General features: G+C 56.6%; 20 protein-coding genes and 1 pseudogene. 8 read left to right on the top strand and 13 right to left on the bottom strand.

Features of this window, described 5'->3' with window-relative positions:
* Nucleotides 1–25 precede the first annotated feature (25 nt).
* Nucleotides 26–451: a hypothetical protein gene (locus JTF07_RS02325; protein ID WP_204233639.1), complete on the bottom strand. Its 426-nt coding sequence runs from the start codon at nt 449–451 to the stop codon at nt 26–28.
* A 14-nt stretch (nt 452–465) separates the two neighbouring features.
* On the opposite strand from JTF07_RS02325, the gene JTF07_RS02320 reads away from it, so the two are divergent.
* The 6 genes from JTF07_RS02320 to JTF07_RS02295 all read left to right on the top strand — a co-directional run bounded on the left by JTF07_RS02320 (nt 466) and on the right by JTF07_RS02295 (nt 8,132).
* Entirely contained in the window at nt 466–1,518 is a 1,053-nt protein-coding gene (locus JTF07_RS02320) for an S-methyl thiohydantoin desulfurase family protein (RefSeq protein WP_204232705.1), read from the top strand.
* Between the two features lie 3 nt (nt 1,519–1,521).
* Nucleotides 1,522–3,027 carry a helix-turn-helix domain-containing protein gene (locus JTF07_RS02315; RefSeq protein ID WP_204232704.1) on the top strand — a complete coding sequence of 502 codons (1,506 nt, stop codon included), beginning with the start codon at nt 1,522–1,524 and terminating at the stop codon, nt 3,025–3,027.
* Nucleotides 3,028–3,212: 185 nt separating this feature from the next.
* Entirely contained in the window at nt 3,213–3,932 is a 720-nt protein-coding gene (locus tag JTF07_RS02310) for an aspartate/glutamate racemase family protein (protein WP_204232703.1), read from the top strand.
* Between the two features lie 200 nt (nt 3,933–4,132).
* Nucleotides 4,133–5,485, top strand: coding sequence for a purine-cytosine permease family protein (locus JTF07_RS02305; RefSeq protein ID WP_204232702.1), 1,353 nt, complete (start codon nt 4,133–4,135; stop codon nt 5,483–5,485).
* Nucleotides 5,482–7,032: a hydantoinase/oxoprolinase N-terminal domain-containing protein gene (locus JTF07_RS02300; protein ID WP_204232701.1), complete on the top strand. Its 1,551-nt coding sequence runs from the start codon at nt 5,482–5,484 to the stop codon at nt 7,030–7,032. The genes JTF07_RS02305 and JTF07_RS02300 overlap by 4 nt, the downstream gene beginning before the upstream one ends.
* Nucleotides 7,029–8,132: an S-methyl thiohydantoin desulfurase family protein gene (locus tag JTF07_RS02295; RefSeq protein ID WP_252199231.1), complete on the top strand. Its 1,104-nt coding sequence runs from the start codon at nt 7,029–7,031 to the stop codon at nt 8,130–8,132. The genes JTF07_RS02300 and JTF07_RS02295 overlap by 4 nt, the downstream gene beginning before the upstream one ends.
* A gap of 703 nt (nt 8,133–8,835) precedes the next feature.
* On the opposite strand, the gene JTF07_RS02290 is transcribed toward JTF07_RS02295, so the two are convergent.
* Both JTF07_RS02290 and JTF07_RS02285 read right to left on the bottom strand, forming a co-directional pair.
* Nucleotides 8,836–9,816, bottom strand: a complete 981-nt coding sequence (locus JTF07_RS02290; RefSeq protein WP_204232700.1) for a dimethylarginine dimethylaminohydrolase family protein — start codon at nt 9,814–9,816, stop codon at nt 8,836–8,838.
* A gap of 49 nt (nt 9,817–9,865) precedes the next feature.
* Nucleotides 9,866–11,167, bottom strand: a complete 1,302-nt coding sequence (locus JTF07_RS02285; protein WP_204232699.1) for an MFS transporter — start codon at nt 11,165–11,167, stop codon at nt 9,866–9,868.
* A gap of 110 nt (nt 11,168–11,277) precedes the next feature.
* Between JTF07_RS02285 and JTF07_RS02280 the strand changes: the two genes are divergently transcribed.
* On the top strand, nt 11,278–12,441 hold the full coding sequence (locus tag JTF07_RS02280; RefSeq protein WP_204232698.1) for an RsbRD N-terminal domain-containing protein: 1,164 nt from the start codon (nt 11,278–11,280) through the stop codon (nt 12,439–12,441).
* Between the two features lie 120 nt (nt 12,442–12,561).
* Here JTF07_RS02280 and JTF07_RS02275 read toward each other — a convergent pair whose 3' ends face one another.
* From JTF07_RS02275 to JTF07_RS02245, 7 genes and pseudogenes are all read right to left on the bottom strand, one after another.
* Nucleotides 12,562–13,800 carry an amidohydrolase family protein gene (locus JTF07_RS02275; RefSeq protein ID WP_204232697.1) on the bottom strand — a complete coding sequence of 413 codons (1,239 nt, stop codon included), beginning with the start codon at nt 13,798–13,800 and terminating at the stop codon, nt 12,562–12,564.
* Entirely contained in the window at nt 13,797–14,606 is an 810-nt protein-coding gene (locus JTF07_RS21015) for an IclR family transcriptional regulator (protein ID WP_204232696.1), read from the bottom strand. Before JTF07_RS21015 ends, JTF07_RS02275 begins: the two co-directional genes overlap by 4 nt.
* Nucleotide 14,607: 1 nt before the next feature.
* A complete protein-coding gene (locus JTF07_RS02265; RefSeq protein WP_204232695.1) occupies nt 14,608–15,756 on the bottom strand; it encodes an aminotransferase class V-fold PLP-dependent enzyme in 1,149 nt (382 codons plus the stop codon).
* Between the two features lie 38 nt (nt 15,757–15,794).
* On the bottom strand, nt 15,795–16,595 hold the full coding sequence (locus JTF07_RS02260) for an amino acid ABC transporter ATP-binding protein (protein ID WP_286672894.1): 801 nt from the start codon (nt 16,593–16,595) through the stop codon (nt 15,795–15,797).
* A 10-nt stretch (nt 16,596–16,605) separates the two neighbouring features.
* Nucleotides 16,606–17,520 (bottom strand): amino acid ABC transporter permease, encoded by a 915-nt coding sequence (locus tag JTF07_RS02255; protein WP_204232694.1) that lies wholly within the window; start codon nt 17,518–17,520, stop codon nt 16,606–16,608.
* Nucleotides 17,521–17,528: 8 nt separating this feature from the next.
* On the bottom strand, nt 17,529–18,443 hold the full coding sequence (locus tag JTF07_RS02250; protein WP_204232693.1) for a transporter substrate-binding domain-containing protein: 915 nt from the start codon (nt 18,441–18,443) through the stop codon (nt 17,529–17,531).
* Nucleotides 18,444–18,798: 355 nt separating this feature from the next.
* Nucleotides 18,799–19,764 (bottom strand): annotated as a pseudogene (locus JTF07_RS02245) (TadA family conjugal transfer-associated ATPase); the annotation flags it as partial.
* Between the two features lie 441 nt (nt 19,765–20,205).
* On the opposite strand from JTF07_RS02245, the gene prfB reads away from it, so the two are divergent.
* Nucleotides 20,206–21,324 carry a peptide chain release factor 2 gene (prfB, locus tag JTF07_RS02240; protein WP_204232692.1) on the top strand — a complete coding sequence of 373 codons (1,119 nt, stop codon included), beginning with the start codon at nt 20,206–20,208 and terminating at the stop codon, nt 21,322–21,324.
* 103 nt (nt 21,325–21,427) lie between these two features.
* Here prfB and JTF07_RS02235 read toward each other — a convergent pair whose 3' ends face one another.
* From JTF07_RS02235 to JTF07_RS02225, 3 genes are all read right to left on the bottom strand, one after another.
* On the bottom strand, nt 21,428–22,414 hold the full coding sequence (locus JTF07_RS02235; protein ID WP_204232691.1) for a DUF2804 domain-containing protein: 987 nt from the start codon (nt 22,412–22,414) through the stop codon (nt 21,428–21,430).
* Between the two features lie 125 nt (nt 22,415–22,539).
* Nucleotides 22,540–23,928 (bottom strand): MFS transporter, encoded by a 1,389-nt coding sequence (locus tag JTF07_RS02230; RefSeq protein WP_204232690.1) that lies wholly within the window; start codon nt 23,926–23,928, stop codon nt 22,540–22,542.
* Nucleotides 23,929–24,285: 357 nt separating this feature from the next.
* On the bottom strand, nt 24,286–25,377 hold the full coding sequence (locus JTF07_RS02225) for a LacI family DNA-binding transcriptional regulator (protein ID WP_204232689.1): 1,092 nt from the start codon (nt 25,375–25,377) through the stop codon (nt 24,286–24,288).
* Between the last annotated feature and the right edge of the window lie 79 nt (nt 25,378–25,456).

Raw genomic sequence — 25,456 nt, 5'->3', positions numbered from 1 at the left:
ACGGAGCCATCCGTTCTCGATCGGATCAGTCCACGGTATCGTGATTGGAGATGTTCGTGACCTTCTCGTCTTCGTCAACTATTGTGCGTCTGGATTCTATGACGTCTTCGCGTCCAACATAATCGAAGAGGTCTGCGAGAAGCTTGAATCTGATCCCATTGAAATGTTTGCCTCGGTCACGGTCAGACACGAGCAAGACACTGGTTGTGCAGTCGGCTTCGAGATAGAGCTGAAAGACGAAGCTATGGATGATCTGGTTGCATAACGACCCGACGGTCAGTTGTGTGTTTACCGGCCGTTCGATGTCGTGGAACCGTTCTGGGCTGAATCTATCGAGGCGTCTGGGAGTGCGGTTGATCGACTCAAACCTCTGCGTTCCGAGGTAGCGCGTTACATTCCCATCCCGGGAGACCCGAAACTTGGATCCAGCTGCGAGATCCGCGCTCTGCACGAGATGATGGTGCCGTGAACACTTATGCGCCGTCAAAGTGGAGGCTGACTCCAGATGATTTTGAGCCTCTCGCGGCTGGCTCCGCACTTCTTGGTTCCGGTGGTGGAGGCGATGGCCGGATCGGCCAGAATCTCCTGAGCGTCCTCCCAAGCGACACTAACGTCGAAGTAGTCACCGCCGAGGCGTTACCGGACGATGCTGGCGTTGTGCATGTGGGCACTGCCGGGTCTCCCGATGTCGTCAGCGAACGTCTGCTTGATCCTGCAGACTTCGCACGGGCAGCCGAAGCGATCGCTGAGCTCGTGGGTCGAGAGGTGGACGCAATCGGATGCATTGAAATAGGCGGTCTCAATGCGCTCATCGGTGTGCTGGTGGCCGCTCATTTGGGTGTTCCTATAGTCGATGGCGACCTGATGGGCAGGGCCTTTCCTCGTATTCAGATGACTTTGCTCTCCGCTCACGGTCAACAGAGCACGCCACTGTCATTGGTGAGCCCCAGTCAGGATGTTGCTCTTCTCAAAGACGGCTCCCCACGACGGGTTGAGGCGATGCTGACAGCGATTATCAGCGCGATGGGTGGCGCTGCAGCGGCGGCTCTTTATCCGGTGCGCGCGGCGCAGCTTCGATCGATCGGAATGGGGCGGAGCCTGAGTCACTGCTTAGACATCGGTCGAGCATTCCTGGAAAATGTGGACCGAGAAACCGCTGAGCTCGCAAACGTCATCGGCGGCCAGGTAGTGGCCGAAGGAGTAGTCGAGGAGATACGCGGCGGGGACGAGCCGGATCTCAGCTCGCTGACAGTCGTTAATTCTATGTTCCAAAGCACGGCGAGAGTTGACTTCATCGATGAGTTTCTCGCTGTCACCGTCGACGGGGTGTGCGTGGCGAAGACACCAGAAATCATCATAGTTTTAAACAGGACGACTAATCGTCCATTGCGGTGTGACGAGGTCATACGCGGACAGTCCGTGGTTGTTTCTACGCTGCCAAGTATTCATGAATGGCCCAAGGAAGCACTGCCGCTGGTCGGACCGAAAGCATATGGGCTAGATCTGGAAGAGGATTGAGACATGGTCGAATCGGTCAAGGTCAGGGACCTGCTGTCGTATCCGGAGTTGGAAGGGGCGCGCGTTGTTGCAGGCACCAGTGGACTCGACGGTGGGATGGATGACGTCGTCTGGTTTACCGGGGATACGACAGCAATCGCGCGTTCGCTGATCGTCTGTGCACGGGAGTACAGCGTGCCGGCCTACAAACTCGACTCACTGGTCAGGAAGGCTCACGGAGCCGGAGCAGCAGGCTTACTCATACTTTCAGACGACCGACCTCCGGTACTGTCGACCGTGCGATTGGCCGATCGGTTGAAATTTCCCGTGATTCAGACATTGCAAGCAGACCCAGCGGTGGTGGTGCCTGAACTGATCACGATGGTCCGGGCACCTCAGCTGGTACAGGCTTCGACTGTGGTGATGCTGACGCGGCAGTTAAGTACGAAACGCACAGGTGCGGAAATCCTCACGACTGCGAATTCGGTGCTGCAAACGAAGCTCGGGCTGGTGACCCCGGATGGGTCAAACATTCTGGGCGAGGATCTCGATCTCGATAAGGAACTGCGTCTCGACCAGGCTGTGACGCAGACAGGGCGGCACACGCTAATTCACCCGGTGCTTGACCCGGACGACAACCGTCCAGCGGCCTGGCTGATTGCTCCATTCGGTCAGGCAGCCTCTGCTCGTTTAGATGTTCTCGAGATTGGACTCATGGTCATTGAACCGTTCCTTCGCTCGTGGCTCTCGACGCAACGAGCGAAAACTGAGAAGAGCCGGGTACTCCAGGCCCAACTCTTTTCCGAAATCGTCTCCGCCCGAGACACGATCAGCCGCGACTATGTAGAGTTAGCGACGTCGCTTGGCTGGCGGCTCCAAGACTGGCACACCGGGATCTTCCTCTGCGCTGACGATGAGGTCGACCAAGCGCAAACTACGGTGGACCTACTGCGGACGGAACTGGCGAATCGGGGAATCGTCGTCACTACCAGCATTCATCGCAGCGACGGGCATGTCATGTGGGTGACGACCGAGACTGAACCGAGCGCTGACGACGGCCGCGCAATTCTCAGGAAACTACGGCAAGCGACCTTGACGTTGGATCGTAGAGAGAAGGTGATTGCGGGTATTGGACGTCCACGTAAGGGCCCAGGAGGCCTTTCGGACACTGTGCACGAGGCGCGAGACGCTTCCGACCTGGCCGCGAGCCATAGCTTCCGTCCTGCCACCGAGCATGTCGACGAGCTCGGGGTCGCGAGGCTACTGGCAACCTGGCAGCGCTCCGAAGTGACACGAGCGTTTGCGGAGTCCGCCTTGGCCCCGCTCACAGATTCACCACATTTGATTGAGACCCTGCAAGCCTATTTGGAAAGTGGCGGATCAACAACGGCGACGGCAAGTGTCTTGGGGATCCACCGCAACACTGCGGCCGCCCGAATACACCAAGTTGAGTCGCGGTTAGACGCTGACCTCAACGAACCAAGTCAGCGCTTGGCATTCCAAGTCGCCTGCCGCGCGATTGCAATCTGAACTCGCCTTTATTGCCCCAGCACCGTGAGTGCGACCCTAGTCTCCAGATTGATCGAGCTTTTTGCACTCGGAAATTGGGCGCTACGCATAGCCTGATCGGTCAAAGAGTGCACTCTGCACATGGTGAGGTTTGTGAGTTGACCTTAGCGTAAGGGGACAGAGCACAATCGAGCAATGGAGCAGATATGCATATTCGCGTGATCCTTCCTGTTATTGGCGACGCTCTCCTCAACCATGTCACGGAGGAAGTTCAAGGTTGGGTTGGTTCCGGAACCACTGTCGATACAGCCTCGTTGGCTCGTGGAACTGCCAGCATTGAATCCGAGTATGACGAAGCGCTGGCGGCACCTGGCATCCTGGATCGTATCGTTGAAGCCAAGGCTGATGGTGTCGACGGTGTCTTCATCTCATGTTTCGGCGATCCAGGCGTGCACGCGGCCCGCGAGATCATCGATGTTCCGGTGGTAGGCGGTTATGAGCCGGCGATGCTTACCGCAATGAGTCTGGGGGAGAGGATCGGCATAGTCACCGTGTTGCCGAATGTGCTCCCTATGCTCCATAGTCTTTCGCGCCGTTATGGAATCGAGAATCGAGTCGGCACAATTCGCGTGATCGATCTGCCAGTGCTGGGCCTGGAGGATCGAGAGACGATGGTCGAGCGCCTCTTCGAGCAATCGGTTGACGCGATCGAGAGGAATGAGGCGGATGTCCTCGTTCTCGGCTGCACCGGGATGCTGGGCGTCGTTCAGGAGCTGATGGCTAAGCTCGCCGCAGATGGTCACAGGGTCCCTGTGGTCGATCCCACAGGTGCTGCGATCACCTGGCTTGAGAGTAGCCACCGACTCGGCGTTTTTCCGAGCCGCACCACCTACATGGTTCCGCCGGCAAAAGTTCGTTCGATCTGATCAGAGGTGGGCGCTACTTCAATAGCCCGGTCCGTCTGGGTGCAGCACCACTTGGCATCCACATAGGCAGGGACACTGCTGAATATTTCGACGACTAAGTGCGATGCGCAAGTGAGGTCGTCGGCAAGTGCAATTTGCCCATGCTCCAAAGTGTGTAAGGGCTTCAGTTTGAGTTGGAAGTCCCAGAAGGAGGAACAAGCATGTCAAAGAAGACACCCAGCGTTTCCGACGACTACTCGTTAAGCAGAGTTCCGAGGTCCGCCCGTTATCACTGGTTTCTCATTGCGGTGCAAAGATTTGGCCAGCTGTCCGCACTATCTCAGTTTCTGATCGGTGCCACTCTCGGCTTCGGAATGTCGTTCTGGAACGCATTTCTCGCCTTCACCTTAGGTGCCGTCATTCTTGAGGTAGTAACGATTTTCACTGGCATCATCGGTATGAAACAAGGAATGAGCACCTCGGTGGTCACCCGATGGACTGGATTCGGAACTGTGGGTTCCGCGATTATCGGTCTGGCGATCGGCATCAGTGCCATCGGTTGGTTCGGGATCCAGTCAGGGGTCTCTGCCGATGGCCTCGCATTGATCATGCCTTTCCTCCCGAGCTGGGCGTGGTCGCTGATTTTCGGAATCCTTATCACCTTGGTCGTCGTGCGCGGTATCGGCTCTATGCAGTGGATCGCCAATATCACGGTTCCGATATTCATGGTGCTGGTCGGGTGGGCCGTCATCTCGGAGCTGAGTAACCACTCCATTTCCAACATGATTGCGTCGGCCCCGGCTGGCGAACCGATCAGCCTCGTCGCTGGAACCACAATCGTGGCTGGCAGCTTTATGGTCGGCGCAGTCATCTGTCCTGACATGAGCCGCTTTAATCGCACCGTTGGCGACGTCGTCAAGCAGACCATCCTCGGCTTTACTCTCGGTGAGTACATCATCGGCATGTCCGGTGTGTTGCTGGCACACGCGCTCAAAACCGCTGACATTACGCAGATCATCATCTCTTCAGTCGGCTGGATCGGCGTCCTCATCATCGTGCTGGGTACCTTTAAGATCAACGACTGGAATCTCTACAGCTCCGGGTTGGGCGTCGTGAATTTCATCGACACTATGTTCGGCCGCAAGATGAACCGTGCCCTGGTTACTGGCGTCCTCGGCGTGGCAGGCTCTCTCCTCGCTGCCGCTGGAATCCTTGGCAAACTCGTTGGGTTTCTCACTCTTCTCGGCGTTGCCTTCCCTCCGATCGCCGGAATAATGATCGCAGAATACTTCTTCGTCAAAAATTGGCGGCACGACCTCGATTCCACCAAGGGAGATGAATTCCCACGCGCCGCGCCGCGTTTTGTGCCGGTGACACTGCTCATCTGGGCGGCGTCCTCGATGGGAGCGTACTTCTTACCCTGGGGAATTCCGTCGATCAACGCAGTCGCGTCGGCGTTCTTCCTCTATTTGATTCTCGGCAAGCTGGGGCTCATCCGAGGCTACGGCACCCACCACGAAGACCCAATCGCAAACACAAGCATCAACGAACCCCATCTGGAAGGTCAGGCATGAGAATTGGAATCGACGTTGGTGGCACTAACACCGACGCAGTGGCACTGGAAGGCACAAACGTTCTTGCCAGCGTCAAACAAACGACGAGCGAAGACGTCACGACCGGGATTGTACAGGCACTGCACTCGCTGAGGACACAGCACGAATTTGGGCCAACAGATGTCGACGCAATCATGCTCGGTACCACCCATTTCATCAATGCACTCGTCGAGGGGCGGGACCTCGCGCCCACGGCGACGCTGCGTCTCGGGCTACCGGCAACGGCCTCGCTGCCGCCAATGGTTGGCTGGCCCCAGCGTCTCATCTCCGCGACCCGGGGCAGGTACTTTCTTGCACACGGTGGCCATGAGTTCGACGGGCAGGAAATCTCGTCTCTTCAGCCAGACGAGATTCGTGCATTTGCCCACGACATGGAGGCCGCAGGAGTTCGGTCAGTTGCGATTTCGTCGGTGTTCTCGCCGATCAATGACGAGTTCGAGGAACATGCGGCTGAGATTCTGCGCGAGGAGCTCGGACCTGGAGTTGCTTTGTCGTTGTCTCATGAGATCGGCCGTGTTGGGTTGCTTGAGCGAGAGAACGCGACGATCATCAACGCTTCGCTTCGAGAGCTGGCCGACAAGATCATCGGACGACTCGTCGCTGTGATTGATGCTGAAGGGTACAGCTGTCCGCTGTTTCTGAGCCAGAACGACGGAACCCTTATGGATGTTGAGTATGCGCGGAAATATCCAGTCGCAACGTTTGCCTCGGGTCCGACGAACTCGATGCGAGGGGCCGCAATCACCTCAGGTTTGGAGACCTGTGCGGTTATTGACATTGGAGGAACCACCTCAGATGTGGGAGTACTTACCAACGGATTCCCTAGGGAAGCGACGACTGTCATCGACGTAGCTGGAGTGCGGACCAATTTCCGTATGCCCGACGTGCTATCAATGGGTATCGGTGGCGGTTCAATCGTCGCCGACGGTCAAGTAGGTCCTAGTTCCGTCGGCTACCGCTTAACTTCAGAAGCGCTCGTCTTTGGCGGTTCCACTCTGACCGCAACCGACATTGCCGTCGCAGCGGGCCTCGTCGACCTGGGTGATGCCAGCGCGGTGGCTCACCTTGATCGCGACATGGTCATGGCAATGGTTGATCAGATCGCGGGTCGTGTCGCCGACACGGTCGAGCGCATGCGCACTTCCTCGGCACCTCTGCCAGTTGTGGCAGTTGGCGGTGGTTCAGTCATTTTGCCGAAAGTGTTGCCGGGCCTTGGTGAAATCTATCTGCCGGAGAATTCGGGTGTCGCCAATGCAATTGGCGCTGCGATAGCTCAGGTCAGTGGCGAGGTCGATAAAGTCTACTCGCTGGCTACCAGGGACCGTTCATCTGTCGTCGAGGAGGCGAAAGCAGATGCGATAGAAAAGGCGATCGCTGCGGGCGCTTCTGCGGACAACGTCGAGGTCGTCGAGTTTGACGAGTTCCCGATCCCGTACTTGCCTGGCAATGCGACTCGGATACGGGTGAAGGCTGTAGGAGATCTCGGCATTAAGGAGATGGCACGATGAGCACGACTATGACAGATAACGCAATTGCGCAGACTCGGCAGGTGCTGCCGGAGCACTGCTTGGACTTTGCAGCAGGTGCCGCGATTCTTGGTACCGGGGGTGGAGGAGACCCTCATATTGGAATGCTCATGGCTCAGGCTGCCTTGGAGAAACACGGGCCCGTCGACTTGGTGAAGCTCGAGGACGTTCCCGACGATGCGGTCGTGATTCCCGTTGCAATGATGGGCGCTCCGACGGTAATGGTCGAGAAACTTGCTTCGGCGGAGCAGTTTGTCGAGTCGATCCGTGCGATTGCGAAGTATCTCGGTGTTGAACCCACTCATATTGCCTGCATGGAGGCCGGCGGGGTCAACTCGATGATTCCGATGGCCGCAGCTGCTGAGCTTGGATTGCCACTTATCGATGCCGATGGGATGGGGCGCGCGTTCCCCGAGCTGCAGATGGTGCTTGCGACACTGTTCGACGTGCAGGCTGCGCCGATGTCGATCAGCGATGAGAAGGGAAACTCGATCGTTTTAGAGACGGTGAGTAATAAGTGGGCCGAGCGCTTGGCACGCACCGCTACTGTGGAGATGGGATGTTCGACGATCGTCAGTCTCTACGCCATGACCGGTGAGCAGGTGAAGCGGGCGTTCGTACCTGGAACTCTGAGCCTGTGTCGCGAGCTGGGAAAGTGCATTTCCTACGCCCGCCATCATGCTGGCTCGGCCAAGGACTCTGTCATCGAACGCCTCGGTGCTGTGCAGATCGCGGAAGGCAAGATCAGCGATGTTGAACGCCGCACCACGTCTGGCTTTGCGCGTGGCAGAGCTGAGCTGGCGACAGATAGAGGGATTGTCGAGATCGAGTTTCAGAACGAGAATCTCCTCGTTCGCCGAGGTGACGAAGTGGTGGCGACGACTCCGGACCTCATTATCGGACTTGACACCGATACCGGTGAGGCAGTGACAACAGAGCAGTTGCGTTTCGGTACCCGGATCAGTCTCATCGTCGCTCCAGCCGATGAGCGCTGGCACTCCGAGGGCGGGATTGAGCTAGCTGGTCCTCGGTACTTCGGCTATGATACAGAGCCAGTCCGTCCGGCTGAGTTCAGCGCCTGAGGCGACGGTCTGTAAAGAGCCAGCGTCTTCTACCGTTGTTTGGGTGGTCTCGCCAGCCTCCGGGAAGCAGTTCAGAGGCTGCGGGGCTACTTGAATTTTGGCTCTGAGGATAAGTTCTGTCTCCCTGTTTCTGCGGGAGTGCACCTTAGCCGAAGGCTGTGTCGCGTTTGTGGGTAAGGTCGTGTTGGGACAATGACGGTTTACGGACAAGATGGTCATCGTTTTGCACGCCCCTAATCGATTGTTCGCCCCGGCGAGGAGGGGCAGTGTGGAGATCTTCGTGATCGAGGCGCGGGCAGAGTTCGCCTTGATGGTGACCATCGCTGGCTGACCGTTGACTGATTATGGACAGGTAAGCTCAGAGGAAAGAAAGATTTGCACCGCGCGCCTATCGATTCTCTATGGTGACCCGCGGTCGCAGATGACCGCCATCCCTCCTAACGCAGCAGGTTATTACGGTAGCTATGCGCGATCAGTGTGTACTCATCGCGAAAGTACCTCAAGTTTGCGGCGGAAATCAATCACCTGATCGAAGTGTATTCACGGTTGGCGTGTGCCCTATGCTCTCGCACCGACAGTGCGCGATTCTATTAAAGAGACTCACTCCAAGCCAATTTGAAGGATTCAATTGTCCGGAGGGCTTCGTAGCGATCACTGATGCAGATCTGGTGCCTCAGATGACCAGGTTCATTCACGGGTGGAGTCACCAGTCTCGCCTTAGTTCCATTGTGCTGCAATGCAAGCTGCCTCCGTTCTTCTCGATCTCGTCGTAATCGACAGGGACGATCTGGACTCCGTGTTTGTCTGCGAGAAGTTCGGCGGTCAACGGCAGGTGGCTACCGATGATCACTCTCCGGGGGGATACTGTGAGTGAGTTGACGGCCCAATGCTCGCCGTGGGGCACCTCAACGGTTTCGATACCGTTCCGATGCAGCTCCAGTATGAAGGTGTAAGGAAGTTGAGAACTGTCAATGAGTGCCAGATCGTGGTCGATCATCAGCATGCCGCCATCGATGTGGATTAGATAGCCGGGCAATGGTACTTCGACTAGGCGCATTCCAATGGACTCGAGATGGAAGCGAAGTTGTCGCGCCCCTTCGGAATTGCATCGGATTGAAGTACCAAATGCGGCGAGGTCCTTGCGTAGCTTGATGAAGCTTCCTCCTTCGGCTACCGCATTACCGGTCAGCGTGCCCAGGATCGGCATTCCGGCGTTCGCCACAGTCTGGGTGATGGATTGTTCTTCGCCACGACGCATCCGTGGTGCCAACCTCAAAATAATTGCACCACCTGGCACTGTGACTAGTGGATCACGGGTATAGAGCGATTTGGTGAAAGTATCGGGAAGATCAGGAGCCAGGACAACTTCAATTCCTTCCTGGCGTAACGTGTCTGCATATGATTCGTGTTGCTCAATGATCTTGTCCCAGTCTGGGGGCTGCTGGTCATACCAGTAGCCTGACTTGTCCGGTAGGATACATGCTTCGAATGTTTCGTTCCAATGGTGTTGACATATGCGCTTGATGCCGGGGTTGGGTTTTCGCATCAAAACTGAGCGCAATCTGCTGATCTCGTCGGATGCGCCCCAGACCTTGCCCCAGTTATCGGCCAGTTCGGACTGGTCGAGGAAGTCGGGTTCTGGTTCTGGCCCTAGTGCTTCGTGAACATTGGCGTGGTTGATCATGTGAGTTCCTTCTACTGGTTGTGATTGAGCTACTGGTTGTGAATTGAGGTCAGTTGATTTGACGTTCGGCCGCGGAATGGTCGATGCGGCGGCGTGACCAAGCAAGCGATACAAAGGTGATGCTAGCCATGCCAATAAGCAATGATGCGGTCCACCAGGCTGAGCCATGAGATATGTTCATGACAAAGGTCGCGAGGAATGGGGTGACCCCGGCAACCACCCCTGCGAGGTTGTATGCAACTCCAATTGCCGTTTGGCGGATGTGTGCAGGAAACAGGCCGTTGAGTACTTCGCCGCTGGCTGCGTACGAAATCGAGACAAGTGCTGATCCGGCAATGATCGCGAAGGCGACACCGAAAGTTGTGCCACCAATAACGAATCCGAATACCGGTAGAGCTAGTATGATTGTGGCTCCTGCGCCGATCATCCCGACTCGAGCCCCACCAATTCGGTTCGCTAATAGCCCCCAGCCGAAGAATAGTGCGGTGTCGAGCACTGAGCCGATGAGACCCGCATTCAGCAACGGAGTCGGACTGATATTCAACTCACGGGTTGCGTAGCCCAGGACGAATGTGTCGGTGAAATAGTAGCCGGCGACGCCGAGGACTGCGACTCCTACGGCAATAAACAACGGCATCTTATGTGCCCGGAGGAGGTCTACCAGTGGAACTGATGTGATTTGTTCGCGAGTAATCGGAAGGTCATTGAGTGCTCGCCGCAGCCAAACGATTACGAGCATGAATGGTAGAGCAAGCAGGAAAGGTATTCGCCATCCCCAGGTTACGAAGTCGTCGCTGTTCAGTAGCCAACTTGTGATGCTGAAAGCAAGGGTGCCGAGAAGGATCCCGAGCGGGTTACCCAACTGGGGTAGCATCGCGTAAAATCCCCGCTGGCCATGGGGAGCCTGTTCGGTTATGAGAGCCGAAGCGCCGCTCCATTCGCCTCCCATCGCGATTCCCTGGATGACTCGAAGTGTGACCAGGATGACGGCGGCAGAAGTTCCTAACGTGTCATAGCCAGGGACGAATCCGACCAGTGTTGTCGCGATGCCCATCAGCCAGATGGTGATCATCAGGCTGCGTTTGCGTCCAACACGATCACCGATATGTCCGAATATGACTGCGCCAAGTGGACGAGCGATAAATCCGACAGCAAAAGTCGCGAACGAAGACAAAGCCCCGGCAGTTGGATCTTCTGACGGGAAGTACACAGTGCCGAATGTTAACGCCGCTGCGGTGCCGAATAGGTAAAAGTCATACCACTCCATGGCGGTGCCAGTAAAAGCCGCGAACGCTGTTCGACGACTTCTTGACTTCGGTGCGCTCGTGGAGACTGCTTGTGGAACCTCCATTGGATCCATCCCTCCTTAGATGTCGTTGACCTCATCCTAGGGAGAGTCCTTCTCGCTAAATAGACACATTTTGCATGTTTTATGTCCCATGAAGTGTGTATATTCGACACATGGCCTTAAATCCCGTACCTGAACGAGTGGCAAGACGATGCGCGTTCCTGATTGGTCGTTCCGACGAGCTATCTCGGATGGGGATGTCGAATAATCCGACACTTGTTTCATACGAAAGCGAACTCATCGACTGGGACGAACAGATTGCGGCCGGTGCAAGGTCGGTTCGGTTCATTCTCTCGACAATTGGCGGAATCGAATCCGATATTGATGCGTTGTTCCCAAGATATCTCGGACGTACTCGAGCCGAATGGGGTGTACCGTCCGACGAGCTGCTGCAGGCTCTCAATATCGATTTCGAGATGTGTTGGGCAGCGCTAACGGCGGATGAAGCTGACCTCACTCGTAGCGAAGTGTTGGCTATCGGAGCGCATGTTTGGCGTGCTATCGAGCGCTATTCCAATGCGGTCCTTCTTGCTTACCACGAACGGGAACAAGAACTTCGGCGCTCGAAAAGACTTCGAGCTGACGCCACTATTGCGTCTTTTCTGGCTAGAAGTGTACATCGACCAGGATCTGTGCATTCTGCATTGAAGTCGATTGGCTTCAATGTAAAGCAGGAGCTAGTTGCGATTGCAACTCTGCAATCTGCCGAGGAGATTGAGCAGCGTATTATAGAGCGTGATCCCAAGGCGGTCTTTCGAATCAGCAGTCTCCCTGAGGGGACGTTCGCATTGTGGCAATTGACTCGTAAGTCGGATCCAGCTGCCGTTCTCCGAGAACTGGATCTTGTCTGGGATATGCCTGCTGGCACTGACTACATCCCAATAACATTGCAGTCGCTACGGGACGCGCTAAGCTCGTCATCGCAGAATTCCGGTCCAATTCTGCTTGCTGATACGCTAATGGACCAAGTGGCGGACTGGCTGGCGCATTCGCAGCGTTATCTGATGAATCGTCGTCTAGCCGCTTACAACCAGCAGCCACCGGCTAGACGACAGAGGGTGAAGGAGGTTGTATCGGCTTTGAGTGCGTCGACAACGACTTCCGAGGCAGCCCGTAAGATGCATTTACATCGCAATACGCTGGTCCAAAGAATTTCTCTAATCCGATCGCAAATTGGATTCGATTTGCAATCGCCTGACCAGCTAGCCGAACTCCGCCTATTGCTTCGGGCTGATTCACGCTTTTCGCAGCAAGATTCTCGCAAGATGAGAAGGTAAGTATCTGCAGATACGGAATCTGTGAAGCTGCCCTCAGACTCTGAAGGACTCGCATTCGAGGACGATCTGTAGCATCGATTGAGTCCGTATCGATTAGTACCGGGCACCTTTTTTGCAGCGTCATTGTGTGATTCGGACTAGTTGATCGTGATGGTTATCGTTATCGTGACGAACGACTTGATAGTAGACTCCGCCGACCATCACCCCTGCGGGGGCAGAGACCGTCTCCAAGTTACGTCGTGGATCATCGTTGAGAACTATTAATTCAGCTTTGAACCCTGGCCGCAAGTATCCGGCGGCGGACCGACCCGCCGCGACCATGCCTTTTCCACTGGCTGCGGCCAAAGCATCGGAATTTGTCATTCCTGCGGCGACGAGACCACGGATACCGGAGATTGCCGCCCCTCGGTGAGGATGGCCGTTGATGCCCGAGTCTGTTCCCGCTATTACCGGCACCCCGGCTTCGTGAAATGTACTAATCCAGTCTGCGCGTATCTGTGGTGTAACCGGATGTGTGCCGGCATCTGGCACCGAGAACGTCGGCGAGATAGCCGTTCCATAATCGATCACTGCTGCGATCGCTCGCTTGCGTAATCGACGGTCTGCGTCAGTATGCTGAACAGCATATGGGTCGGAACAGATGAGAGTGCCGTGCTCAATCGTATCAACGCCAGCAGTCGCCGCAGCTAGCACCCCGGCAGCGGATAAGGCATGCGCAGCAACGGGACGGCCGAGGTCGTGCGCCTCCTTGACCGCGAAGCGAAGCGCGATCTCGTTAAGCTCGACGCCCAGCGGATCTGTGCCGGGAGTCATGCGGCCGCCCGTGACCATAACCTTGATCAGGTCTGCGCCACGCTCGACTTCTGTATTGACAGCGCTCTGTGCTGAAGCTGCATCATGGACTTCCGAGCCCATGAACCAACAGTGTCCTTGGGGTCGAGTCAATGGCCTGCCCGCCGAGAATACTGTTGGTCCAGTGATCGCCTTCGATGCAATTTGGTCACGCAAGTTGAGCGCCACCCTGTCGGGTGCACCTAGGTCTCGTACGAAAGTGACTCCGCCGAGTAAGAGATCACGCGCTGCACGTTCCGCTTGGATCGCAGTCTGTTCCCGATCCCGTTGATGCATATTTCCTACAGGGTCTGCTGTACCGTCAAATGCGAGATGAACGTGAGAGTCCATGAGCCCCGGGGCCACGGTGCGGCCAGGTAGGTTGATCGATTGCGCTGTCTCTCCTTGCCAGTTGGGACCTTCGAGAGAAATGATTTGGTCGCCGTCTACAAGGACTGTTCCGTTGACTATGTCGGAGGCGGGATCGGCGAAATCGCAGATGATTTTGCTTGCGGAGATAGCAATCATGAAAGGTCAGAGAGTTGGTGGAGGGAGGCACCGCGAAATTGTTGCGAGATGGTTGCTGCGACTTGGCGGACTTCGTTGGACCACCGATCGAGCAGTTCGGTCTTAGCCATGCTTTCGGGGAACGAAATGCAGACACACTTGGTGACGAAACCGTGAGCGTCCGTGATCGGTGCTGAGATGCCAACCGACCCCTCAGTTATCTCCCCGTAGCTGATCCAGAATCCATCGTTCTTAATCTCGGTTAGGATCTCGCGGATTGCTCGTGGGTTGGTGGGAGTGCTCGACGAATACTGAGGGAGCCGCGCAGACAGGACCTCATCAACGAACTGCGTAGGTTGATAGGCAAGGATGCTTTTCCCCGCCCCAGCGTGGAGGCCAACGGTGTCGCCGATCTCAACGGTCATCGGAGAGAAAGCGTTGACGTCTAGGCGCTCCAGACAAACATATCTGTGCCCCCGCAGTTCGTAATACAGTGCCATTGTCCCCGTGGATTCGGAAAGTTGAATCAACTGGCGGTGGGGACGTATCGCAGAAGCACGAGCCGAGGCTTGGCGGCCAAGAGCAACAGCCCGGGTACCTAACGTGTATGCGCCGCGGGACTCCTCTTGGTTCAGGTAGCCACACAGCTCCAATGAGTACATGACCCTATGAACCCCCGCTTTTGGAAGGTCTAGATGTCTCGCAAGCTCAGAAACGCGCCATTCCGCGCGTTCGGTGAAAGCATTGAGTATGCGCGTTGACCTTTCAACCGCTTCGAGCGGCTGCGCCGTGGTACGTGTAGAGGGGTCTGGCAGGGAAGTCGACACGTTATGCCTCTTTCAGCAGTGTGGAAAGCACGTCGGTGAAAGTATCCACCTCGGTTTCGGTGTTGTAGTAGTGTATCGAGGCCCGCATCACGCTTTTGAAACCGCGAGCGGGAAGATCCCATTGAGAAGACGTCGACCGAGAGACGCTGACGTTAATACTGTGTTCGTGCAAAGCCTCGCGTAGTTTCTGATGATCATGTCCAATCACTTGGAAAGTGACGATGCCGCAACGTTGCTGCCCCTGATCGGAGATGGAAACTCCAGGAATGCTTTCTAGCGAATCACGCAGGTCGCCAGCCAGCAGTGAGACCCGTGCCCAGATGTTGTCGATGCCGACATTCGAGGCATACCGAACAGCTTCGCCTAGGCCGACGAGAAGGCCATAAGACTTTTCCCAGGACTCGTAGCGTTGTGCGCCTGGCTTGAGAGAGTAGTTCCATGGGCTATCCCAGATTGCCGAACCGTTTTCTAGAAATGCCGGGTTACATTGTTCAATCGCGGATTCTCGTACGTAGAGGAATCCGGTTCCGCGCGGTCCTCTTAAGAATTTACGTCCTGTCGCGGTCAGTACATCGCAGCCGATGGTGTCGACGTCGATTGGCAACTGTCCTATGGACTGGCAGGCGTCGAGTAGATAGAGAACTTCAGCTTGGTTGGCAAGTGTTCCTACCTCCTCTGCTGGATTAACTAGTCCCCCCTGAGTCGGGACGTGATTGATCGAGACGAGTCTTACCCTAGGATCGGTCAACTCTCGCTCTAGTATCTCCAAATCAATCTGGCCAGTGGCATCGTTTGGTATGACACGTATCTCGGCCCCATGAGCTTTTCCGTGGTGGAGATACGCGATTGCATTCGACCCATACTCGGCTTCGCAGGTGAGTATGATGTCTCCAGGTTTGAAGTTGAGACCGTAGAATACAAGGTCCCAGGCGCGAGTTGCGTTCTCACTGAGTGCTATTTCCTGTGGTGAAGAAGCTCCGATGAACGAAGCAATCCGGTTGTAAACGTCGGCGATATCGGCTGACCGTGCTTCTCGGAGTTCGTATCCGCCTTGCAATGCTTCTTGCTCAAGATAATTGACAACGGCTGCGACTACCGGCCTGGGCGGCAAGGAAGAGCCAGCATTGTTGAAGTGGATTCGGTCGGCCACGCCGGGAGTATCGTTTCTGATTCGGTCTAGCTCGATTGTCATCGGGCCTCCGTAGCTCGTGCGAGAAAGTCTTGAGTTCTGCCTGATTGCGGCCGGGTGAGAATCTGCTCCGGCGGCCCCTTTTCCACAATCTTTCCTTGATCCATGAAAACCACCGTGTCTGCGACCTCGCGTGCAAAGGAGATTTCGTGGGTGACGACAAGCATCGTCATCCCATCCGCAGCCAACGATTTGATGACGCTGAGAACCTCTCCGACCAGTTCTGGGTCAAGCGCTGACGTTGGTTCGTCGAAAAGCATGACACTGGGATCCATGGCCAGGGCTCGCGCAATTGCTATGCGTTGTTGTTGACCGCCAGAGAGTTCATTCGGGTAGTAGCTTGCACGGGCCGAAAGGCCGACTTGGGCCAACAGCTCTTGAGCCTTGTTTTCGGCTTTCTTGCGGTTCATCTGAAGCAGTTTAATCGGGCCGATCGTTACATTGTCCAGTGCAGTCAAGTGGGGAAACAAGTTAAACCGTTGGAAGACCATACCAATATTGCGTCTTTGACGTGCCAATTGCGGTGATGTGATTCCGATTAGATCATTGCCCTCTTCGCGGAAGCCCATGAGAGTGCCGTCAACGTATACGCGACCTTCGTCTGTGAGAAGCAGACCATTCACCATACGTAGGAGAGTGGATTTGCCTGAACCGGAGGGACCGATGAGGCAGCACACCTCACCACTAGATATCTGCAGGTCAATTCCGTTGAGGACCTGCAGGTCCCCGAAGCGCTTTATGACACCTTGAAGATCAACCTTGGGTGTGGGCACACTGCCCCCTTTCGTTGTCATGGTCATCGTTCCCTTTCTAAACCAATGTCTCTTCCGGGGTCTTATCAGTGCTCGGCTTACGACGATTAGTGCGTGGCTGGAACCCCTTTGAATATCGCTTCTCAAGTACTGACTGCAACCAATTCAGCAGAGAGGAGAGTAAGAGATACCACAGTGAAGCGGTAATAAGAAGGGGGATTGTCTGGTAATTTATCGCGTACACGATCTGGGCCGAATGAAGGAGATCTGCCAAGCCGATCACACTGACAAGCGCCGTGTTTTTGAACGTCGTTATGAGTTGATTTGCAGTGGGAGGAATAATGATTCTGATTGCCTGCGGGAGAATGACATTCAGCGTCATGCGAGGCGGCATCCCCAATGCTTCCGCCGCCTCGTACTGTCCGCTGTCTACCCCAAGTAGTCCACCTCGAATGATTTCGGCCATATATGCGATCTCATTGAGAGTCAACGCGATCACCGCAGCAATGAAAGGTGTCACTAGCATGTTGGTATCGAGTTCTGAGAAAGTGGGACCGAAGGGTATGCCGATTCTGATATTTGGAAATAGAGCTGCGATATTAAACCAGAAGAGTACCTGAATCAGCAGTGGTATGCCTCGGAAGAGATTGATGTAGCAATTGGCGACTATCTTGAGGAACACGCTGTTGGAGATTCGCATCATGGCGATGACGAGTCCCCCAAGAGTTCCAAGCAACATGACTAGAACAGTCAACGCGATGGTGAGTGTAAGCCCCTTGAGTATGTAACCGCTGAATACGTACTGGGCGACAACGCGCCAGCCGAAGTTGGGGTTGGTCACAACATCCTGAGCGAGGCCAAGTAGGCCGATAGTCACAACCGCAATCGCGACATATGTCATCTTTCCACGCGGAGGTGGTTTCCGTTTGTCTGTCTGGCCGGTTTGGACCGATTCTTGAATGTCCGCAGTCATGGTCGGGTTCACTCCTCTAGTTCGCCTAGTTCGTCATGCGGAAGGGCATACTCGGGCATTCCCCACTTCTTGTAGATCTGCTCGTACTCTGGTGAATCTCGGAGTACTTCCATCGCTTTGAGCAATGCCGGAGTAAGTGTGCTTCCTTTTGTAACCGACAATCCACCTGTTGACATAGGGTTGGAGTCATCCTTGAGGACGTCGAGGTTTTCTCCTTGTTTCTTGAGCGCGTAGGACAGTACTGGTCCGTCGACCATGATGGCCTCGACGCGATTCGTGGTCAGCGAGAGAAGCGTCTGGCCCTGGTCAGGGAGCGTGACAGCTCGGATACTTGGGCGATTCTTGGAAGAGCATTCTTCCTCGTTCAGCTCCGGGAGTCGATGTGTTGATTGGAAGGACGCTCTCGGAACCCCAACTCTCAGCCCGCACAACTTTTGTGGAGTGAGGTCTCGAGGGTTTCCTTCTGGCACTCCGATTGCCGAGCCGCCTTTAGTGAACGCGACCATGTCAAGGACTTCGAGGCGTTCCGAACTGGGTGACATTGACGCGACAGCTAGGTCGTATTTGTTGGACTGGAGCCCTGGGACAATTCCGTCGGTTGGAATCAGTGTGATGTTTGCTTCCAATCCCATAATCGATGCGATCGCGCGTGCTAAGTCGGCGTTCAAACCGTCTGATCCAATTGCCGGATTCGAGAATGAAGTTGGGGGAGACCCTTGCGTGCCGACTATGTTGATTTGTCCTTTGTCAGTGAGCTCCTCGGGCATGAGGTTTTGAACCTGGCTTGATGGTTCTAGTTCAACCGGTGCCTGAGATGCCTGAGAATTCGTTTTCGCTAGATCTGAATCAATCGGTGCTGAGCAACCGACGATCAAACTTAATGCAGCCATGAGGCTTGCGACGGTCAGCGTTCGATGGAGCATGTTCACCTCTTCGTGTGTTCCTCCTAGCGAGACAGCGTCTCGCTGGTGAATACGCTATTTGTTGTTCTGGTCGCTGTCAAGCGGGTGACGGGCCTCTGAAAAGCGGCTCACGCGGTGCCGTGGCGCGTGTCATTGGTTTGCACATGAGGCATGGCTGGGGCCCGAGCCTCAATGGATCCCCATGCGAATAGAATTTTCAGTAGGAGATGTGGGCGACGTGGGTAAAAGAGTTCTTTGGTTGCTTCGGCTATGCGTCAGCTTTCGCGGCCGATTTCGCGTAGTGTCGCCAATCAATAGGCCGATGACTACCCGGCTACTGGTTTGGTGTGGGGAAGTTGCACACCCCTAATCAGTTGTTCGCCCCGGCCAGAAGCGGCAGAGTGCAGATCTTCGTGATCGCGGCGCGGGCAGAGTTCGCGTGGATCGTTCCCATGCCGGGCAGCCCCGAATTCAAGGCAACGAGCAGGTCGAGGCTCTCGGCCTCACGGACCTCCCCGACGATCATGCGGGTCGGTCGCATGCGCAGAGCTTCCTTGACCAGCGAGCGCAGGGTGACCTCGCCGGTACCCTCAAGCGACGGTTGGCGACACTGCATAGGAACCCAGTCGCGGCTAGGCAGGTTGAGTTCGAACACCTCTTCACAGGAGATGATGCGCTCTCGGGCGGGAATGGAACCGGCCAGAGCATTGAGCATGGTGGTCTTGCCTGCCTGAGTGGCCCCGGAGACTAAGATATTCGCACCGCTGGCCACTGCCGCATCAAGGAATCTGGCGGCCGCCGGTGTCAGGGATCCCTGGGCGACGAGGCCGGCGAGGTTCCGCGGACGCTGAATGAATTTGCGAATGTTGACCGCAGGAAAGGAACGGGTGATATCGGGCAGGACGACATGGAGTCGGGAGCCGTCGGGAAGCATGGCATCGACGAAAGGCTGTGACAGGTCGACCCTGCGACCCGAGGTGCGCAGCATTCTCTCGATGAGATCATCGAGTTCACCTGCGGTCAGTTTCGTCGTTGTCAGCTGATGGAGTCCGTCGATGGCGATGAAGACTTCGCTGGGGGAGTTGACCCAGATCTCCTCGACCCGGGGATCATCGAAATAGTCCTGCAGCGCACCGAAGCCCGAAAGCTGGTTGTCGATCGAGCGAAACGTTGCTTCCTTGTCTTCTAAGGGCGGAAGATCCGCGACCAGGCTGCGTTCGTCGTACTCAGAGATGACAGTGCGAATGACCTTTCGCGAGCGTTGCATATCGGCGCGAGGGTCCACATCGAGGTCTCTGATCCTCTTGTGAACTTCGCTCTTGATGACCTCGGTGGCTTCCACATTGAACCCCTGGCGTCCAGAATACGAATCATGTTTCTCACAGCTTGATTTGTTTTTAACCTATATGTAGTCGAATCAAGAATCCAGTGATTCCGCGAATCTGTGGATAACTCTCGTCATGACGGTAAAATGTCATACCTGTAGTTTCAGCACGAAGATTTCGAGTCGACTCGCGACTGAATTCGCATTGCACATTCCCCTAATCGGGTAGAGTTTCTCATCACTGTTGCAGTGGCTTTCCGCTCAAGCCTCGCGCACTACGGACCGCGTCACCGGCGGGATGACTTGATCTCCTGCTGGTGGCGCTCAATTGTGTCGGTGCCCACTCGATCCCGCGCCGAGGTGGTGCGACATCACGTACTACCTCGGCGCCGGTCGTCGGTGAGAGGCAGGGGTGAGGATTCAAGCCTGAGGGCCGCGATGCACTAGGCTGGACTCATTATGGCCATTGATTATTCTGCTGAAATCGCCAACCTCCGTCAGACCTACAAGGCGATCCTGGACGTGTCTGATCTGGACAACCTTCGCTCAGAGGTCGCCGAGATGACGGAGCAGGCGTCGGCGCCGTCCTTTTGGGACGATCCGGACTCAGCGCAGAAGATCTCGGCCACGCTCTCGCACAAGCAGGGAACCCTGGAGAAGCTCGAGAAGTTCGGTGAACGCATCGACGATGCCGAGCTCCTCATCGAGATGTCCGAGGACGAAGGCGATGAGGACTCGAAGGTCGAAGCCGAGCGTGACCTCAAGAAGCTTCACGACCAGTTGGCCGAGCTCGAGATCTCGACGCTGCTCAACCACGAATACGACGAACGTTCGGCCGTGGTGACTGTGCGCTCCGGTGCCGGCGGCGACGATGCCACCGACTGGGCTCAGATGCTCATCCGCATGTACATCCGCTGGGGCGAGAACCGCGGGTACAACGTGCAGCAGCTCGACACCTCCTACGCTGAGGGCGCGGGCATCAAGTCCGCCACGATCCAGGTCAATGCTCCCTACGCTTACGGAACCTTGTCCGTTGAGGCAGGCACCCACCGTCTTGTGCGCATCAGTCCCTTCGACAACCAGGGACGTCGCCAGACATCCTTCGCCGCTGTCGAGGTTGTACCGCTCATCGAATCCACCGACCATGTCGACATCGATGAGAACGACCTGCGCATCGACGTCTACCGGTCATCGGGTCCCGGCGGTCAGTCCGTGAACACGACCGACTCGGCCGTGCGCATCACGCACGAGCCCACCGGCGTTGTCGTGAGCATGCAGAATGAGAAGTCCCAGATCCAGAACCGCGAAGCCGCGATGCGCGTGCTGCAGTCACGCCTCCTTGACCTCAAACGTAAGGAAGAAGCGGCGCAGAAGAAGGAACTGGCCGGTGACATCAAGGCCAGCTGGGGTGACCAGATGCGCTCCTACGTCACCCACCCGTACCAGATGGTCAAGGACCTGCGCACAGGCTACGAGGTCAATAACCCCTCGAACGTCTTCGACGGTGACCTCGACGGCCTCATCGAAGCCGGAATTCGCTGGCGCAAGGAGCAGGAGATGGCCGAAGAGGCTTCCTGACCTTCACAGGTGCGAGCCTGCCCCGAACGAGATGTGGGCGTGCGGTCGATTCCTCAAAGGAATCGACCGCACGCCCACATTCATCTGCTCGGATTGAGCAGCGTCACCAGCGGCGGTGAACTTCTTCAGCCCAGCCGAAGACCTTCTCAACCGGGTACGCGCGACCGCTGAGTGACCACACGGTGCCGGAGAAGTAGCCGAAGGCCTGATCCTCTCGGCTGCTGACGATCTTCTTGTCGAATTCGGAATGGCGATGGTATTCGGGAGTGAATTGAAGATCGACTCGTTCGCCCTTGATCGTCCAGGGAGCCATCCAATTCTCGGTGTCATACGTCCACTCGAGCTCTTCGCTGATCTTCTCGATCTGACCGCCCAGGCGCAGCGCATTCTCTGTCGATGGGGTTCCTTCGGTCCACTTGGCACCGAACTGCAGGCCGATTTCCTCACCGTTCGTCATACCGCTGCCTGAGGCCCAGTTCCACAGGGTTTCGTATGGCCACTTCCCGCGCCCGTGGTCCATGGTCGCCGTCGTCGTCTTCTCATCCAGCAGGTAGGTGACACCATTGGCTCGAACACGTCCGCTCGCGGTCAGGCAATTGTCCTTGCGGGTGTACTGGAAACGCCGTTTGCTCCACGGAACCAGGACGCCCATCGACTGATGATCATGTGGAATGCTCACTTCCACCTCGGCGTTCACATGTGGTGTCGCGACGTTGAGCATCATTGCCTGATCTCCGGGCGTGATCGAGATGTCGAGGTCCTTCTTGCCCGAGTGGATCGGCTGGGTGCCCCATGGTGCGCGTGAGGTCGGATTGGACCTGAACCAGTCCATGCTGCCTGCTGTCGTCTCCGTCTGTGTTGTTCTGTCGAGGAAGAACAGGGACGTAGCGGACTTGTAGTCGGTGTCCGAGATGGAGAATGCGAGGATCATCTCCGGCGATACGATGCACCAGTAGTCGAACCTCTTCCGACGGCCCCAGCCCTTGAGGTTAGCCCTGTGCAGCGGGAACCGACTCCATCCGACGGCCGCTTCGTTGAGTGTGCCGTCACTGAGGCACATGTCGACGGGCTCGTGCAGTTCATTCTCCATGTGTTTCCCTTGCTCTGGTTCAATCGTGGTTCGGTTCGTGCGGTTCACCTGCGAGTCGTGGTTCGACTCCGAGCTGGGGCAGACAGCGCTCTGCCGCAGACAATGATGCCTCGAAGTGTCGACGATCAGGCCTTCGCGCTCTTCATCTCCTGGAGCTCCTTGAGGATCTGCGGATACTGCTTGTCGAGCTTGAAGAAGTAGAGGAGCACTGCCATGAGGACGCTGACGAGTGTCGGCACCCAGATGAAGAGATTCGAGATCATCGTCACCGATTCCGCAGACTGTGTCGCCTGGTCTCCTGCATACCCACTCGCTGCGAGTCCCCAGCCGATGAGGGCGCTTCCCAGGCCGGTGCCGACTTTGATCCCCATGCTCGCTCCGCTGTAGATGAGTCCTTCGATGCGGATGCCTGTCTTCCATTCGCCGTATTCCATGGTGTCGGCGAGCATGGCGAAGATGACGCCCATGATCGCGGCTTTGCCGATTCCCCGGACGACCTGTCCGATGACGACGACGGCAGTGCTGTCGGGTACGGCGAAGATGATCATGGAACCGATGATGGCGATCAGACAGCCGACGATCGCGGTGTTGCGCTTGCCGAATCGACGAGTGATGGGCACGACGATGAGCATGCCGCCCAAAGTGGCAAGGGTGAGTGCAGTGGCGACAAGCCCGACCAGCGCAGGCGATCCGAGCACATACTCGGAGTAGTAGATCGCGACTCCGGCGGTGATCGCATTGTAGATGTACATCAGCAGCAGGACGAGGGTCGAGATGAACCAGTATTTGTTGCGCACCAGCGAGACCAGGCTGGCTTTGACGGTTGGGCGGTCCTTGTCCTGTTTGGTGCCGACAGGATCCGTGCGTTCCTTTGTGGACCAGAACGTGAAGAAATACGTGGCAGCGGCGATGAGCCCGAAGAGGATGAATGCGTAGATCCAGCCGGACTGGCCTCCGCCGAAGAAGTCGACGATCGGCAGGGTGATGTTCGTGATGGCGATGATGGCGACATAGGCACCGACCATCTTCGCTACGTTGAGCACCGATCGCTGGTGCTGGTCGTAGGTCATCAGCGCGCCGAGCGTGCCGTGTGGGATCTCCACGGCGGTGTAGACGAGGAGCGCAATGTTGTAGGTGATGATGATGTAGATGATCTGGGTGGTTGTGCTGGCGTCGGGAACCGCGAAGAGTGCCGTGGCGACGACGGCAAACGGCAGGGCCATCCATAGGAGCCACGGTCGAGCCTTACCGAAGCGAGTGCGCGTTTTGTCGAGGACGACGCCCATCACCACATCACTCGCCCCGTCGACGAGCCGTGAGAAGAGGAAGATGGTTCCGATCAGCCCTGCGGCGATGCCGACGACGTCGGTATAGAAGTACACGAGGAAGGTTGAAATCCCGGTCCAGACGACGTTATTGGCGCCACCTGCCATTCCATAGCCGAGTTTCTCGACGAGGCCAGGCTTTTCGAGATCGCGCTGTTTGATCGGGTTGGCGGTGCTGTTCACAGGCATGAGCTTCCTTGGTCATTCCAGGCGTCAGAAGGCTCTGACTTCTGACGCGCTATTCGGCGGGGGTGCCGTTCACTTTCCACACCAGGCGATTGATTGGTTCGAGGCCAGGCGTGCAGATGTGAGCACAGCCGGAGAGGCGAGGGGCCTCACCAAAGGTGCTCTGTATGAAGATCTAAGCAGACCGACGAGCGTATTGCAACGTGGAAATAAATGGGCCGAGGTATCGAAGGAAGTATCGAAGGTGGGCAGAGATGCTGCCGACGAACAGGGTCAGTGAGGTCGCGAACCCAGTCAATATCAGACGGGCAGAGCCGATCCGCGTGAGAAGCACAGGCGCCCGATCTGGGACGTGAGTGCTTAGCTCGCAGTGCCCGCTGTCGATTCGCGGATCATCAGGCGGTGAGGTGCCACGCGGCCGACCGGAGCCTCGGATGAGCCCTGGATGCGTTTGTGCACTGCTTCAACGGCGAACCGCGCGATTGCATTCATGTCAGGCGCAACCGTCGTGAGCGTTGGGGCGGAATATCCGCCTTCCGGGGTGTTGTCCCAGCCGGTGACAGCGATGTCGCTCGGTATCTTCACATCGGCTTCCCTGAGCGCACGAAGCAGGCCGATGGCCAGAAGGTCGTTCGCGCAGACAACTGCATCGATCTGAGTTGCCTGGTGCAGGAGCAGAATCTGCTGAGCGCGGGAGTAGCCCTCCTCGCGGGAGTAGTCGCTTTCTGCGCCGACTGCTTCGGCCAGATCGGACTGTGGAGCGGCGCCGATGATCAGCTCTGGGTTCTCGTCTATCTCGGCTGTGGCGAGGGCGCGGCGGTAGCCTTCGAGTCGCAGGTCTCCGGTGCCGAGGGTGCCTTCAGTGAGATAGCCGAGGAAGGCGATTCGGCGGTGGCCGAGTGAGATGAGGTGTTCAGTCGCTTCGCGGGTCGATTCGACATTGTCGGCGGTGACATGGTCGATTCTGGGATCGAGCGTGTGCTCCCCGAGCAGGACGAGCGGTGTGTCGTCGCGCGCAGCCAGAATTGAGTCGACAGGCAGCGTCAGGGGGCTGAAGATGATGCCGTCCGTCTGGATGCTCTGGTAACCGCGAGCAACCTGTTCTTCCTTGTCAGGCAGGCCGCGAGTCTCGTCGATCAACACTGTGTATTCGTATGCCTTGGCCGCCTCAACGACGGCGTGCGCCAAGCTGGCGAAATAGGGGTGGTCGATGTAGGGAATTGCGAGTGTGATGACATCGCTGCGCCCACTGCGCAATTGCCGAGCCGCCATCTGAGGTTTGTATCCCAGTTCGGCGATCGCGTTCTCAACCTTTGCCTTAGTTTCCGGCCGCAGGTAGCGATGTCCGTGGATGACGTTGGAGACGGTGCGCCATGAGACACCGGCCAAGGCGGCGACGTCCTTGATGCTGGGGCGGGGCTTGCCTCGTTTAGTCCCGGCCTCGTCTGTCATATAACCACTTCTCCGTGTCTGTTCCTCAAGCCATCATATTTCCACAGAACTCAGGTAAGCGGAAAACATGGTGCCTCCG

Origin of the sequence: Brevibacterium sp. RIT 803, from assembly GCF_016892625.1 — a bacterium.
Classification (GTDB): Bacteria; Actinomycetota; Actinomycetes; order Actinomycetales; family Brevibacteriaceae; genus Brevibacterium.
Note: the sequence above shows the minus strand (reverse complement) of the source record. Positions and strands in the feature narration are given on the sequence as shown.